Origin of the sequence: Lascolabacillus massiliensis, assembly GCF_001282625.1 — a bacterium.
GTDB lineage: Bacteria > Bacteroidota > Bacteroidia > Bacteroidales > Dysgonomonadaceae > Proteiniphilum > Proteiniphilum massiliensis.
Genome location: NZ_CTEJ01000001.1, coordinates 250796 through 266076 on the forward strand (window position 1 = coordinate 250796; position 15281 = coordinate 266076).

A 15281-nucleotide genomic window follows, 5' to 3' on the forward strand; every position below is an offset into this window, starting at 1 on the left:
TAAAAATTTTTTCATAGTTAAGGTTTTGGTTAAAGTTTCGAGAGTGACTGTGAAGTTACTCTCGGTTTTTTTATATCCAAACCTCGTGAATTACACAAAAAAAGACTATTTTTGTCTTGTTGCAAAATTAATCAAATTATGGAAATAGGCGACCTTATTTATATAATCCTTCTGTTACTTTTTATGATATTGGGATTTTTTAATGATTCCAGGAAGAAAAAGGAACAGCAAAATCAGCAACAGAAACCAAATCCAAAAACAGACTTCCAACCTGAGGATAGAGAAATAACACAATCACCACCACCTTTCTTAACAGAAGATCAGGTCAAGAGGTTTGAATTGCAAAAAGAGAGAAGAGTGAAACAGAGTGGCAGTAAAAATGTGTTCCAATCCTCTATGGATCTAGCCACTGATTTTAAGAAAGAGTCTTCTTTAGGAAGTTCAATTTTTAGAAATGAAGCGGATTCGTTATATGAACAGGTTGCGGATATTCCAGGTTTATATGATTCCGATTCTGAAATGGAAGTTATACAGGAGTCAACAGGTGAGACTAAATATGGCACTCATCCAATTGTTGAGGATCTAATTGGAGTTAACCGAACAGAGGAGTTAAAAAAGGGATTTATTTACAGTGAGATACTAAAAAAGAAATATTAAACAGAGATCCTCAAAAATATTTGTAAATCATAGAAACAATTTAATAGTAAACAAATATATTCTTATGGCTTTAAAATTTATTAGCGCTGAAGAGGCGGCATCACTAGTTAAACATAATGATAATGTCGGATTCAGCGGTTTTACTCATGCAGGTTGCCCAAAAGTTGTACCTGTTGCAATAGCCAAGCTAGCTGAAGAAGAGCACGCAAAAGGCAATTCTTTCAAAATTGGTGTATTTACAGGTGCTTCAACGGGTGATTCTATCGATGGCTCATTAACACGTGCCAAAGCAATTAAATTTCGCACTCCGTATCAGACTAACAAGGATATGAGGGTAGCACTAAACAATGGAGAATTCGATTTTTTCGACCTTCATCTTTCTCAACTGGCTCAGGAAATTCGTTATGGGTTTCTGGGTAAAATAAATGTAGCAGTTGTAGAAGCATGCGATGTAACAGAAAGTGGCGAAATTGTTCCCACAACCGGAGTTGGTATCACACCAACCATTTGTCGACTGGCAGATATTGTAATCGTTGAGCTTAACAAAAGTGTACCTACAAAGCTTCGCGGAATTCATGATATGTATGAATTGCAAGATCCTCCAAAACGTCGCGAAATCCCTATTTATGAAGTACAAAATAGGGTAGGTCTGGAATATGTGAAAGTTGATCCAGCTAAAATTTATGTAGTTGAAACCAATAAGGATGGTGAAGGTGGCGGATTTGCACCGGTTGATGATGTTACAGCACGAATCGGTAATAATGTAGCAGAATTTTTTGTATCAGAATTAAAAGCTGGACGAATTCCAGCACATTTCCTGCCAATTCAGTCGGGTGTTGGAAATATTGCTAACGCTGTTCTGGCTTCAATGGGAAGTAATCCTGCCATACCTCGCTTCGAAGTCTATACTGAGGTGATTCAGGATGCTGTTATTGATATGATGCAGCAGGGGAATATTTCATTTGCAAGTGGTTGCTCACTAACTGTAAGTAATGAGGTATTACATAAGTTTTATGAAGATCTTTCATTCTTCAAAAATAAACTTGTCCTCAGACCATCAGAGATTTCAAATAACCCGGGACTGGCACGCAGATTAGGAATAATTGCACTAAATACAGCTATCGAGGTTGATATTTTTGGAAATGTAAATTCAACGCATGTTAATGGTACAAAGATGATGAATGGTATTGGAGGATCGGGCGATTTTACCCGTAATTCATATCTTTCAATCTTCCTTACTCCATCAACAGCGAAGAACGGAACAATCAGCTGCATAGTTCCAAAGGTCACTCATGAAGATCACAACGAACACTCTGTAAAGATTATTGTATCTGAATACGGAGTTGCCGACCTAAGAGGAAAAGGACCAAGAAATAGAGCAGAAGAAATAATTGAAAAATGCGCACATCCTGATTATCGTCCACTTCTGCATGATTATCTAAATCGTGGAGTAAAGGGACATATACCACAGGATCTCTATGCCTGCTTTGCATTTCATAAGGCACTTAAGGAAACAGGAAGTATGATAAATGCTGATTTTTCTAAGTTATAGGCTTACTTGATTTAATTCATTAATAAAAAGACTATCGGTGCAAGAAAATACTTAACCGGTAGTCTTTTATTTTTACTTACGTGACACAAAAAAAACAGTTACCTTTTTAGGTAACTGCTTTAATTTTACTTGTCGGGATGAGAAGATTCGAACTTCCGACCCCACGCCCCCCAGACGCGTACTCTAAACCGGACTGAGCTACATCCCGAAAAAGTGTGTGCAAAATTACCAATTTGTTTTTAATTTCACAAATCAAGTTATCCACTATAAATTTCCGGTTTTTAGGTGTTGACATGCTTAATTCTAATCTCAACTCTATCTATAATATTTGAAATGAAATTTGTATTTATATAGATGTATAGATATTCTATATGTCTCTCTTGTAACCCTTGCACAAAAGGAGTTTATAAGAGCGAAATAAGAAGCAAGTAAGACTAAAGTAAGTGTTAAATCTATTCGTTTTACTAAAAATATAATGTTTAGCTTTAATATTACAGATGAAATTTGAAATTTTCTGTTTAAATATATTATGAATCAATTTGAAGGTTTGTTGAAAAATAAGTTGTTAATTTGCATTTTATAATTATAAATTAGGAGAATGCTCGTTCTTTATTATTCTTATCCCTATTCCGGGCAGTCTCATTAAAATATATCTTCAAATGGCTTATACAGCAAAACAAATAGCCGATTATCTCAAAGGAGAAGTAATAGGTAATCAGGATGTTTCCGTTTCAAATTTTTCAAAGATAGAAGAGGGCAAGCCAGGTACAATTTCGTTTCTTGCTAATCCAAAGTATACTTCATATATCTATACAACAAAGGCTGATATTGTATTGGTAAATGAAGATTTTGTGTCCGAAAAGCCAATTCAGGCAACTCTTATCAAAGTTAAGAATGCATATACAGCCCTGGCTTCTCTAATGGAGTTGGTTAATAAAAGCACACCTCAAAAGAGTGGAACTGAAAGCATGAGTTTTGTTTCAGAAACAGCTGAAATTGGCGAGGAAGTTTATATAGGTGCATTTGCATATATAGGAGAAAAGGTAGTAGTAGGAGATAATTGCAAAGTTTATCCTCAGGTTTATATAGGAGATGGTGTGAAGATAGGAAAAAACTGCATTCTGTATCCAGGAGTAAGAATTTATCACGATTGTGTTATCGGGGATAACTGTATTATTCACTCAGGAGCAGTTATTGGAGCAGACGGATTTGGATATAGCAAAGAGGAATATGTTTATCATAAAATTCCACAGATGGGTAATGTGCTGATAGAGGATGATGTTGAGATTGGTGCAAATACAACAATAGACAGAGCGGTTATGGGTTCTACAGTAATACATCGTGGTGTCAAGCTTGATAACCTGATTCAAATTGCTCATAACTGCGAGATCGGAGAAAATACTGCAATGGCAGCTCAGGTCGGAATTGCAGGATCAGCAAAAATTGGAGAGAATTCTGTTTTAGGCGGACAGGTTGGTATAGGTGGACATATTACCATTGGTAAAAATAGTCAGATAGGTGCTCAGTCAGGTATTATAAGCAACACCAAAGAGGGTTCTGAAATAATGGGATCTCCGGCTTTTCCTGTTAAGAACTTTTTTAAATCCAGTATCATCATTCCCAAACTTCCGGATATGTACAAGCAGCTCAATGCGCTTGAAAAAGAGGTGGCAGAACTGAAAAACAGGTTACAACAGATCGACTAAACAATCGTTTTAAGTCTGATTTATAAACATTTCAAATATTGTAGCGGTAATTTGTGCATTTGGTTGTATATTTGCACAGATATTGCCGTATTGTGAAAAAAATATTTTAAAGATTGTGAGACAACAAACATTACAAAACAGCTTCACCCTGAAGGGTATAGGATTACATACAGGTTTAGATATTGTAGTCACTTTCAACCCTGCACCGGAAGACCATGGTGTTAAGATAAAGAGAATTGATCTTGAAGATCAACCAATAATAGAGGCATTAGCAGAAAATGTTATAAATACCCAGAGAGGTACTGTCATAGGTAAGAACAATGTTACTGTCAGTACTATTGAGCATGGTATGGCTGCATTATATGCCTTAGGAATTGATAATTGCCTCATCGAGGTAAATGCATCTGAATTTCCGATCCTTGATGGCAGCTCAATTGAATATGTTAAAGCAATTAAAAAAGCTGGCATAGTTGAACAGGAAAAGGATAAAGATTACTATATCGTCAGAAAAAAGATTGAAGTGTCTGACCCTGAAACAGGTTCAAAGCTGACACTTTTACCGGATGATTCTTTCTGTATCAACTCATTCATTGAGTTCGACTCACAATATATCCCTAATCAGTCGGCAACAATGGATAATGTGACCGACTTTGAAACAGATATTGCACCTTCACGCACATTTGTTTTTGTAAGGGAAATACAAAAATTACGTGAAGCTGGTCTTATTAAAGGAGGCAACCTTGATAACGCTATTGTAATTTACGAACGAGAGCTCCCTCAAAACGAACTTGATGTAATTGCAGATGAACTTAATGTGCCTCGTCAGGATGCTAAGGAGCTTGGCTATCTTAATACCAGAGAGTTAGTATTCCCGAATGAACCAGCACGTCATAAGCTGCTGGATATCATAGGAGATATGGCATTGATTGGTAAACCTATTATGGGACGTCTGATTGCATATCGCCCTGGACATAAAATAAATAATCAGCTGGCCAGGCTTATCAGAAAAGATATAAAACTTAATGAGGTTCAGCCTCCTATCTATGATCCCAATGCCGAGCCGGTTATGGATAATATCAAAATCAGGGAGTTGCTTCCGCACAGATATCCATTCCTGATGGTTGATAAAATCATACAGGTTACAGATAAATTTATTGTAGGTGTTAAGAATATCACAAGTAATGAGCCATTTTTTACAGGTCATTTTCCACAGGAACCGGTTATGCCGGGAGTGCTGCAGGTTGAGGCAATGGCTCAAACAGGTGGATTGCTTGTTCTTTCTAAGTTAGACGAACCGGAAAGATACTCTACATACTTTCTAAAAATAGACAATGTCAAATTCAGACATAAGGTAGTTCCCGGAGATACTTTAATTTTCCGTGTAGAGCTGTCAAGTGAGGTAAGAAGAGGAATCGCAACCATGCGAGGTCTTGCTTTCATTGGAGATAAAGTTATATCGGAGGCTGATTTTACAGCTCAGATAGTGAAAAATAAGTAATAAAAAATTTCCATATTTATGAATAGTATTTCGAATTTGGCATTTGTACATCCGGAAGCCAAACTAGGAGACAATGTTGTCGTAGAAGCATTTGCATTTGTAGATCAAAACACTGAGATAGGTGATGGAACACGAATAATGTCTCATGCAACAGTGCTATATGGTTCAAGAATAGGTAAAAACTGTACAATATTCCCACATGCTACTATTGCAGGTATACCACAAGATTTAAAGTTCCAGGGTGAAGATACAACTGCTGAAATTGGAGATAACACTACTGTAAGGGAGTGTGCAACTGTTAACAGAGGTACAGCATCCAAAGGTTTTACCAAGGTGGGAAAAGATTGTCTTCTAATGGCATATAGTCATGTGGCACACGATTGTGTCCTACAGAATAATATTATTATTGGCAACTCTACCCAACTGGCCGGTGAAGTAGAAATTGATGATTATGCAATTCTTAGCGGAGGCACTCTTGTTCATCAGTTCTCTCGAATCGGAGCACATACTATGATTCAGGGGGGATCAAAAATATCTAAAGATATTCCGCCATTTGTCATGGTTGGAAGAGAGCCGATTGTATATGTTGGATTAAATGTTGTAGGTCTTCGACGTAGAGGTTATACCAGCGAAAAAATCAATTCTATACAGGAGATGTACAGATTTATTTATCAGTCAGGCTTAAATGTATCCCAGGCAACTGGCAAAATTGACAGTGAAATTCCAGAAAGTGAAGAACGAAAGATGATTTTGGACTTTATTCGTTTGTCCAGCCGCGGTATCGTTCGTGGTAATATGGAGGGGTAATAGCATGCTTCAGATTTATTATCCGGCTGAGTGGTCACCTCAAAGTTGTATACAGATCACATGGCCTCACTCAGGTACCGACTGGGCTGATGTCCTTGAAGAGGTGACTTTAAGCTATATCACGTTATCAAAAGAAATTCTAAAGAGAGAAAAGCTTCTGATTGTTATTCCTCGTGGATATAATATAAAAGATCATTTTACAGAAGATGAACTGGCTAATTTAATCTATACTGAGGTTGATAGCAATGATACATGGGCACGTGATCATGGTGCAATTTCAGTATTTGTTGAAGGTAAACCAGTATTGCTTGATTTTGGATTTAATGGCTGGGGGCTAAAGTTTGCATCAAACTTTGATAATCAGATTACGAGCAGATTATTTGAGAATTCATTGTTTAATGAGTCAGTAAGTTATCAGAATAACCTAAACTTTATACTGGAGGGTGGATCGATTGAATCTGACGGTAAAGGTACAATATTAACAACTTCACAATGCCTTTTAGCTCCAAATCGCAATCAGCCTATGTCTAAGGATCAGATTGAGGATTATCTTAAAAAAACTCTCGGTGCTGAAAGAATCTTGTGGCTAAATCATGGATATCTTGCGGGTGACGATACAGATAGTCATGTTGATACTCTTGCGCGTTTTTGTAATGAGAATACTATTGCCTATGTAAAATGTGAAGATGTTACAGATGAGCATTATACTGAACTTAAAGCAATGGAGGATGAACTCAAATCATTTGTTACTCTTACAGGTGAAAAGTATAATCTTGTTGCAATGCCTATGGCTGATGCTTTATATGGAGACAGTGGACGTTTACCTGCCACATATGCCAACTTTATAATTTTAAATGAAGCTGTTTTGGTCCCTATATACGGTTCATCCAAAGATCAGGTTGCTATAGAGTTATTGCAACAAGTGTTCCCGGATCGTGATATTGTTGGTATTGATAGCCGTCCGTTTATAAAGCAGCATGGGTCTCTTCATTGCTTGACAATGCAGTTTCCGGAGGGTTTTTTATAAACATATATACTATAGTTTTTAATCTGTGAGCTACGTGAAAACAATGAGTGTAGTTTTAATGTTGACTATTAAGGTATATAATTAGAAATTTCATCTTAATATAATTTATTATGAAGGTTGGAATAATTCAACAGGCAAACAGTGCTGATATAACAGACAATATCCATAAATTAAAAGAGAAAATAAGACAACTTGCAAATAGCGGTGCAGAGCTGATTGTGATGCAAGAGCTTCATAACGGGCTTTATTTCTGCCAGACTGAAGATACTGAAGTGTTTGATCAGGCAGAAACAATTCCGGGTCATTCAACTGATACTTTTGGTGAGTTGGCTAAGGAGTTAGGTGTTGTAATTGTTTTATCGCTCTTTGAGAAAAGAGCAGCCGGACTATATCATAATACTGCTGTAGTATTGGAAAAGGATGGATCTATTGCAGGAATATACCGTAAAATGCATATTCCGGATGATCCTGCCTATTATGAAAAGTTCTACTTCACACCAGGTGATTTGGGCTTTAATCCAATTGACACTTCTGTCGGACGATTAGGTGTACTGGTTTGTTGGGATCAATGGTATCCTGAAGCTGCACGGATGATGGCATTGTCGGGTGCTGAAATGCTGATTTATCCTACTGCAATAGGATGGGAGTCATCTGACAGTGATGAAGAGAAGCAACGTCAGCTGGAGGCATGGATCACAGTACAGCGCGGACATGCAATTGCTAATGGAGTTCCGGTTATCTCTGTAAATCGTACAGGTCATGAGACCGATCCATCAGGTCAGACAAATGGTATTCAGTTTTGGGGTAATAGTTTTATTTGCGGTCCTCAGGGAGAGTTTATATTCAAAGCAGATGAAAATGAGATTACCCATATTGTTGAGATCGATAAAAAAAGAACAGAGAATGTAAGACGCTGGTGGCCATTCTTCCGTGATCGTCGTATTGATGAGTATGGAGAATTAACTAAACGATGGATAGACTAGGAAATAATCTTGAATAATCGAATAAAAAAAGGCCGAACAATGAACTGTTCGGCCTTTAAATTGAAAGCACATTCTGAAAAAATTATCTGCGTCCTGAAGAGCTTCTGCTACTAGTTTCTGTATTTCTGCTATTTGAATTTCCAGATCCTGAAGAGCTGCTCCTGTTATTTGTTGATGATGAACTTGATCTTACAGTAGTACTTCTGCTATTACTGCTGGTTGAACTTTGAGATCCTACAGTTGAAGTTCTATTGCTTGATGTAGTTCTTGATGGGCTTACTCTTGTATTGTTATTACTGTTATTAGTACTTACAGAATTTACTGTTGAACTCCTGTTAGTTGAAGTGCTTCTATTAGCCGGTTCAGCGGTTGAGCTTCTGTTAGTGGTTGTATTTCTGTTAGCCGGTTCGGCAGTTGCATTTCTGTTTGTAGTAGTACTTCTGTTTGCAGGATTTACAGTTGCATTTCTGTTTGTAGAAGAGCTTCTGTTGTTAGAGTCAATAGTTGAGTTTCTGTTAGTAGAAGAGCTTCTATCTGTAGAATTAATGGTAGAGGTCCTGTTAGTATTCCTGCTGGCACCACTCTCAGGACGATAAACGCTTACTGTATTGTTACTAACTCTTGTGTTTCTTGCTGAGCGATTATCTGTACTCTCTAATCTCATAACAGTTGCTTTTCTGCCTGTTGTCTGCTCATATTCTCTGACTGTTGGGCCACTATAATAACGATTATCGTTATAGATATATGTATTGTTGATTATAGTTGTTTTGTTATAAATTGCCGGACTGTATCTGTTATAATATCTTTTCATATTGCGGTGATACATATATTTGTGAGGAAGGAAAGTCCAGTAGCTTCCAGGGATATTTATATTTATGTTTATATTGATCCCGGGTCCCATTGGTGCCCAGCCATAGTATCCACCTCCACTTCTCCAGCTTACCCAGGCAGGTGCCCACTCATATCCGGGTACCCAGGCCCATCCATAAAAGTCATCATAGTACCAGCGACCGTAGTGGAATGGAGCCCATCCCCAAGAGTAATCTGATACCCAGGTATTGCCATAATCTGTCATTACCCAGTAACCATTTGTGGCATACGGATGAAAGTTTCTGCCCACGTTAGGAACCCATACGCGACCGTAGCGACCGTTATTTATCCATCTGCCATGAGGTCTGAGTTCATTGTAGAACACATTGAAATTCACCCCTACGCGATCATAATCGGCGTAATAATACTCATCCTCGTAGTAATCACCATATCCTTGAGAGTATACTTCTCTTGTTGAGAAACATGATGTTAACAGCAAGGTTAGTATTGCTAGAGTGATCTGGTGTTTTAATGCTTTTGCTTTCATATCCGTAATCTTTAATAAGTGGAACTTCTTTAATTTAACATTAAGACAAAAATTCAAAATAATGGTTTAACAATATCTCAATTAAATATTATGTTTCTATTCTGTTTGATAAAAAAAGCTGTCAAATAAACTATGACAGCTTTAAATTAGTTTGTTTATTACCTTCTTATAAAGTTTAAAATACCTGATCGATACCAGAAAATCCCATAAAAGCCATTGCAATTATACCAGCAGTAATTAAAGCAATTGGGATATCTTTCATTGCTTTTGGTACTTTTGTTAATGCTAGCTGTTCACGAATACTTGAGAATATTATAATAGCAATTGCATAACCAATAGCTGTGGCTACAGCATATATCACAGATTCAAGCAGGTTGAAATCTTTTTGTATTACAAGTATAGCAACACCCAGAATCACACAGTTAGTAGTAATCAGCGGAAGAAATACCCCCAATGCTTCATACAGAGCAGGAGATGTTTTTTTTAGTACAATTTCAACCATTTGTACTAATGATGCAATTATAAGTATAAATGATATTGTTTGCAGATATTGCAGATTAAATGGCTCCAAAATTCCTTTTTGAATAAGATAAGTAACAATTGTTGAAATTGTTAAAACGAACATTACAGCCACTCCCATACCTATTGCTGTATCCACTTTCTTAGACACACCAAGAAATGGGCATATACCCAAAAACTGTGCAAATACTACGTTATTTACAAAAATTGCTACTATTATAATTCCTATAAGTTCCATAATAATTGATTATTAGTTTGTTTGTCTTTTCCTCTGGATACTATTGAAAATAGATATCATATAACCCAGAACAATAAATGCACCAGGTGCGAGAATAAATAATAGTGATCCGAAATGTTCAGGATATATATTAAAAGAAAAAATTGTACCGGCACCTAAAAGTTCTCTGACTGATCCCAATATTGTTAGTGAAAGTGTAAATCCCAAACCCATACCGGCTCCATCGAAGATTGATGAAACTACACTGTTTTTTGCAGCAAAAGATTCAGCCCTTCCTAATACAATACAGTTTACTACTATAAGTGGTAAAAATATTCCGAGACTTTCTGCCAATGCTGGTACATAAGCATTCATAATCATCTCGATAACAGTAACAAATGTCGCAATAACAACTATAAATGCCGGGATTCTGACCATATCTGGAATCATATTCTTCAGCATCGAAATAACTGCATTTGAGCATATTAATACAAACATTGTAGCCAAACCCATACTCATACCGTTTATTGCAGAGCTTGTTGTTGCCAAAGTTGGACACATACCGAGCAGCAGAACGGTTATCGGGTTCTCTTTTATTATTCCGTTAAGCAGCACATTAAAGTTTTTATTCATTGCTTATTTCCTCCTCTGTTAGTTCGACTTCTTCAGTAGAATTATTTTCATTATCCCATGTACTATCTGTAGCACCGGTAGTAGTATCTACATTACTATTTGTATATGCAGTATATGCTCTGTTTACTGCTTCTAAAAATGCTCTGGAGGTTATAGTTGAAGCTGTAATAGCATCAATTTCGCCTCCATCTTTTGAAACAGATAATAACCCTTCCGAAAGGTTTCTGTTAATAATTGATTGAGACGGTTTCGCAGAATCTTTAAACCATACATCCATTTTTGATCCTAATCCTGGTGTTTCGGCATGTTGCAGTATAGCGTAGTTTAAAATCTTATCTTTATTATCAAAGCCTACAATAATTTGAATTTCACCGCCAAAGCCTGATGCATTACTATTTATAGCGTATCCAACTATTTCATCACCTTTTTTTGCAGGGTAAACAAGAAGTGAATCACCGCTTCCATCAGCCATTAAATAAGCTTCTTCAACCGGGTTGTTGTCAAATTCCGGAACCACTACTCCAATTGCGTTCTGTAATTTCATCGCCTTTGCTGCTGCTATAGGTTCAGCTGTCAGCTTATTAACCTGTGCAAGTAGAATAGCTACTGTAAGACAGATCAAAAAAAGCGAAAGAAACATATTCTTAAAAGTCGATTTTAATTTAGCCATTTTTTACTACCTCCCCGAATCTTTTAGGTGATGTATAATTATTAATTAATGGTGTAAACGCATTCATAAGGAGAATTGCAAATGATACACCTTCGGGATATGCTCCCCATAGACGAATAGCAACTGTTATTACTCCGATACCGCAACCAAAGATAATCATACCCTTTTTGGTCATAGGTGATGTCACATAGTCGGTTGCCATAAAAACAGCACCCAGCATAAGACCACCAGAAAAGAGATGTATTAAAGGATTGTATAAGGCAATAGGATTAAAAATATATATAATACCGGTGAACAATGCCACAGTAGCCAGTATCGAAATTGGGATATGCCATGTAATAACCCTTTTCCAGAGAAGATAGATCAGACCAATTAATATGGCAACAACACTCATCTCTCCAAGAGAACCAGCTTCAAAACCAAGAAACATATCCTGTAATGCTGGCAACAATTCAGGTTGATACTTTATATTGCTTAGAACTGTAGCAGAACTTACTGCATCTGTTGTTGATCTAACCATTGCTGATGGCCAGGTTGTCATCTGAGCAGGGAATGAGATCAATAGAAATATACGTCCTGCTATAGCGGGATTAAAAATGTTGTTACCTAATCCTCCAAACGACAGTTTAACTACCCCAATGGCGAATAAACATCCGATTGCCAAAATCCATATAGGCAAGTTTGAAGGTACATTAAATGCAAGTAATACGCCTGTTATTATAGCTGAGCCATCTAAAACGGTTGGCTTTCTCTTCATAATGTATTTCATGATGAGATATTCAAATCCAACACAAAATATAACTGAAAAGAGTGTGATTAGAAGTGCATCTAATCTGAAAACGTATAATGCTATCAAAAACGCTGGAATCAACGCAATGAGAACATGATACATGTTTTTTTCAATACTGTCGCCGCTATGCACATGTGGTGATGGCGAGACAATTAATTTGTTTTCCATATCCTACTATTAATATGCTTTAATTTTTTCTTGCTCTGATAATTGTATTTACTTTGCCTTTACCCAATTTAATGTAATCAAGCAGAGGGCGATGTGAAGGACAAGTGTAACTGCATGATCCACACTCTATACAATCAGTGATATAATTTGATTCCGCACGATCCCATACCTCATACTCAGTAAGATTCATAAGTAATGTAGGATTGAGTCCCATAGGGCATACACTAATACATTTTGTACAGCGTATGCAGTCTCTCATAGCCTCACGCTTAGCTTCAAGGGTAGGGATTATTAAAATTCCTGAAGTACCTTTAGTTACAGGAATATCTACACTTGCAATCGCTTTGCCCATCATTGGTCCGCCACTGACTATTTTTCCAGTTGATTCAGGCAATCCGCCCGCTTTATCAATAAGATTACTTAGTGGTACTCCTATTCTGGACAATATGTTCATCGGTTGCTTTACATCATTACCTGTTACGGTAACAACTCGTTCTACAAGTGGTTTGTTTTTTTGTACTGCCTCATATATTGCGTAAATACTTCCAACATTTTGCACAACAGCTCCAACAGATATTGGTAAAGCTCCACTAGGAACTTGTCTGCCAATTAAAGCATCAATAAGCTGTTTTTCACCACCCTGGGGATATTGTACTTTAAGTGCTTCTACAGAAATATTGGGATATGATTTGACCAGTTGTCTGAATCGTGAAATAGCATCTTTTTTGTTATTCTCAATTCCAATAATTGCTTTGCTAACTTTTAATGCCTTCATTACGATTGTTGTGCCAACTAAAATCTCTTCAGTTTTTTCAAGCATTAATGCATGATCCGAAGTGAGGTAAGGCTCACATTCAACCCCGTTTACAATTAATATTTCAGGTTTTGTTCCCGGTGGAGGTGTGAGTTTTACATGTGTTGGGAAAGTTGCACCACCCATTCCAACTATTCCGGCTTTTGATATTTTATCAAGTATTTCTTCCGAAGAAAAACTTAATTCTCTTATTAAATTACTACTTGTATCAATTGAGTCTTCCCATTCATCACCCTCCGTTTTAATATAGATTGCATCTCTTCTATATCCGCTTGAGTCGAGAGCTTTATCTATTTTTAATACAGTCCCGGAAACTGGTGAGTGGATATTTGCTGATACATATCCTACCGATTTACCTATTTGAGTTCCTACTTTGACTTTATCTCCTTTTTTTACAATAGGCTGGCAAGGAGCTCCTATGTGTTGAGACAATGGTATAATCACCTGTTCAGGAATTTCAATTTCTTGTATTGATTTTCCTGCCGATATCTTATTCTCTTTAGGGTGAATACCGCCAATTCTGAATGTTTTTAACATATAGTTTATTTCTTACAGATAAAGATTAAGATTTGATTGCTACCGCTTCTTCTAATTGTGTTCCAGGTTTCTCTTTTTTTGGAGGAAAGTTGAGTTCCAGAATAGAATTTGTAGGACAAACAGGTACACATTTGCGGCATAGACGGCATTTGTCATCTATAATATAAGCAAGGTTGTTTTCAATTGTAATTGCCTCAAAAGGACATACCTGCTGGCATTTTGTACAGCCTATACAGGCTACCTCACAGGATTTTCTGGCAACGCCTCCTTTCTCTTCATTCACACAGCTTACATATATACGGCGTGATTTAGGTCCTTGTTTCCTTAACTCAATGATATCTTTAGGACAGGCTTTTACACATGCTCCGCAGGCAGTACATTTATCTTCTACTACTTCCGGAAGCATGGTTTCGGGATTTATGTGAATTGCATCAAATGTACATGACTCAACACAGTCTCCCATTCCCAGACACCCGAAAGAACAACCTGTATCTCCCCCATAAAGAGCAGCTGCAATTGTACAGTTAGAAACGCCATCATAAATATTTGTACGAGGACGACTTTCACAGGTTCCGCTACATCTTACGACAGCTATTTTTTTTACAGCAACAGGTGCTTTTCTACCTAGTATCTCAGCAACCCGATCCATTGTATTTTGACCTCCAACAGGACAATAAAGATTGTCCATAGTTTCAGCTTTCACGCATGCAGCAGCAAATGATGCACATCCGGGAAAACCACAACCACCACAGTTGGCTGCAGGTAAAGAGTCCTGTACCTCCTGTATGCGAGGATCCTCTTCTACTTTAAATTTTTGCCCCACCATGTAGAGTATCGCAGCGCTTCCTGCGCCTATGGCTCCAAGTGTTGCAACGGCAGTTAGTAATACACTCATATTATTAATTTGTTTTTTTAATACTGAATTTAAACGAATTCGCCATTTTGTTCCTTAACAGATACAGGATAAAGTAATAGGGGATAAGTGCAGCTATTGAGCCTAATGCTGCTTCAATTTCACTAAGCTTTAAATTGTTTAATGAAATTACCAGAATTGAGATTAAAATAATGAGCGGTATTACAAATGCCCATAGTATTGCATTGTAACCGATTGATTTCTTTCCTTCAATAATCACCAGTTCTTTTTCGTTGAACCGACCTGAAGAATCTGAAATGCTAACGATTTTTTCTTTAGAATCGGCTGCCATACATGCACCTTTGGCATGGCACGCACTGCATGCCGACTTTTGTATAATTCGAACGGTTATTTGATCTCCGCTGATTTTTTCGATAATTCCTTCGTGCTCTATCATGAAGTAAAGTAAAATAGATCCTTACTTAACCCTGTT

The 15281-nt window shown here is 37.1% G+C and carries 15 protein-coding genes and 1 tRNA gene; 7 read left to right on the forward strand and 9 right to left on the reverse strand.

Going from position 1 to position 15281, the window contains the following annotated elements:
* Positions 1 to 138 precede the first annotated feature (138 nt).
* Positions 139 to 657 (forward strand): hypothetical protein, encoded by a 519-nt coding sequence (locus BN1354_RS01045; RefSeq protein ID WP_053825978.1) that lies wholly within the window; start codon positions 139 to 141, stop codon positions 655 to 657.
* Positions 658 to 721: 64 nt separating this feature from the next.
* The gene (locus BN1354_RS01050) at positions 722 to 2209 is read left to right on the forward strand and encodes a butyryl-CoA:acetate CoA transferase (RefSeq protein WP_053825979.1); all 1488 of its coding nucleotides are present in this window, start codon (positions 722 to 724) and stop codon (positions 2207 to 2209) included.
* A 132-nt stretch (positions 2210 to 2341) separates the two neighbouring features.
* Here BN1354_RS01050 and BN1354_RS01055 read toward each other — a convergent pair.
* Positions 2342 to 2417 (reverse strand) — tRNA-Pro (locus BN1354_RS01055).
* A gap of 451 nt (positions 2418 to 2868) precedes the next feature.
* Here BN1354_RS01055 and lpxD point away from each other — a divergent pair.
* From lpxD to BN1354_RS01080, 5 genes are all read left to right on the forward strand, one after another.
* Positions 2869 to 3915 carry a UDP-3-O-(3-hydroxymyristoyl)glucosamine N-acyltransferase gene (lpxD, locus tag BN1354_RS01060; protein WP_045090105.1) on the forward strand — a complete coding sequence of 349 codons (1047 nt, stop codon included), beginning with the start codon at positions 2869 to 2871 and terminating at the stop codon, positions 3913 to 3915.
* A gap of 112 nt (positions 3916 to 4027) precedes the next feature.
* A complete protein-coding gene (locus tag BN1354_RS01065) occupies positions 4028 to 5413 on the forward strand; it encodes a bifunctional UDP-3-O-[3-hydroxymyristoyl] N-acetylglucosamine deacetylase/3-hydroxyacyl-ACP dehydratase (protein ID WP_045090964.1) in 1386 nt (461 codons plus the stop codon).
* 18 nt (positions 5414 to 5431) lie between these two features.
* On the forward strand, positions 5432 to 6220 hold the full coding sequence (lpxA, locus tag BN1354_RS01070) for an acyl-ACP--UDP-N-acetylglucosamine O-acyltransferase (protein WP_053825980.1): 789 nt from the start codon (positions 5432 to 5434) through the stop codon (positions 6218 to 6220).
* A gap of 4 nt (positions 6221 to 6224) precedes the next feature.
* Positions 6225 to 7247, forward strand: coding sequence for an agmatine deiminase family protein (locus BN1354_RS01075; protein ID WP_045090103.1), 1023 nt, complete (start codon positions 6225 to 6227; stop codon positions 7245 to 7247).
* A 110-nt stretch (positions 7248 to 7357) separates the two neighbouring features.
* Positions 7358 to 8230: a carbon-nitrogen hydrolase gene (locus BN1354_RS01080; protein WP_053825981.1), complete on the forward strand. Its 873-nt coding sequence runs from the start codon at positions 7358 to 7360 to the stop codon at positions 8228 to 8230.
* 82 nt (positions 8231 to 8312) lie between these two features.
* On the opposite strand, the gene BN1354_RS01085 is transcribed toward BN1354_RS01080, so the two are convergent.
* From BN1354_RS01085 to BN1354_RS01120, 8 genes are all read right to left on the reverse strand, one after another.
* Positions 8313 to 9587 carry a DUF6600 domain-containing protein gene (locus BN1354_RS01085; RefSeq protein ID WP_053825982.1) on the reverse strand — a complete coding sequence of 425 codons (1275 nt, stop codon included), beginning with the start codon at positions 9585 to 9587 and terminating at the stop codon, positions 8313 to 8315.
* Between the two features lie 175 nt (positions 9588 to 9762).
* A complete protein-coding gene (gene rsxA, locus BN1354_RS01090; protein ID WP_045090101.1) occupies positions 9763 to 10344 on the reverse strand; it encodes an electron transport complex subunit RsxA in 582 nt (193 codons plus the stop codon).
* 12 nt (positions 10345 to 10356) lie between these two features.
* Positions 10357 to 10956 (reverse strand): electron transport complex subunit RsxE, encoded by a 600-nt coding sequence (rsxE, locus tag BN1354_RS01095; protein ID WP_045090100.1) that lies wholly within the window; start codon positions 10954 to 10956, stop codon positions 10357 to 10359.
* A complete protein-coding gene (locus tag BN1354_RS01100) occupies positions 10949 to 11626 on the reverse strand; it encodes an RnfABCDGE type electron transport complex subunit G (RefSeq protein ID WP_045090099.1) in 678 nt (225 codons plus the stop codon). The genes rsxE and BN1354_RS01100 overlap by 8 nt, the downstream gene beginning before the upstream one ends.
* Positions 11619 to 12584, reverse strand: a complete 966-nt coding sequence (locus BN1354_RS01105; RefSeq protein WP_045090098.1) for an RnfABCDGE type electron transport complex subunit D — start codon at positions 12582 to 12584, stop codon at positions 11619 to 11621. The genes BN1354_RS01100 and BN1354_RS01105 overlap by 8 nt, the downstream gene beginning before the upstream one ends.
* 19 nt (positions 12585 to 12603) lie before the next feature.
* On the reverse strand, positions 12604 to 13935 hold the full coding sequence (gene rsxC, locus BN1354_RS01110; protein ID WP_053825983.1) for an electron transport complex subunit RsxC: 1332 nt from the start codon (positions 13933 to 13935) through the stop codon (positions 12604 to 12606).
* A 25-nt stretch (positions 13936 to 13960) separates the two neighbouring features.
* Complete coding sequence (locus tag BN1354_RS01115; RefSeq protein ID WP_053825984.1) at positions 13961 to 14830, reverse strand: Fe-S cluster domain-containing protein; 870 nt, start codon at positions 14828 to 14830, stop codon at positions 13961 to 13963.
* A gap of 4 nt (positions 14831 to 14834) precedes the next feature.
* On the reverse strand, positions 14835 to 15245 hold the full coding sequence (locus BN1354_RS01120; protein WP_053825985.1) for a SoxR reducing system RseC family protein: 411 nt from the start codon (positions 15243 to 15245) through the stop codon (positions 14835 to 14837).
* Positions 15246 to 15281 lie beyond the last annotated feature (36 nt).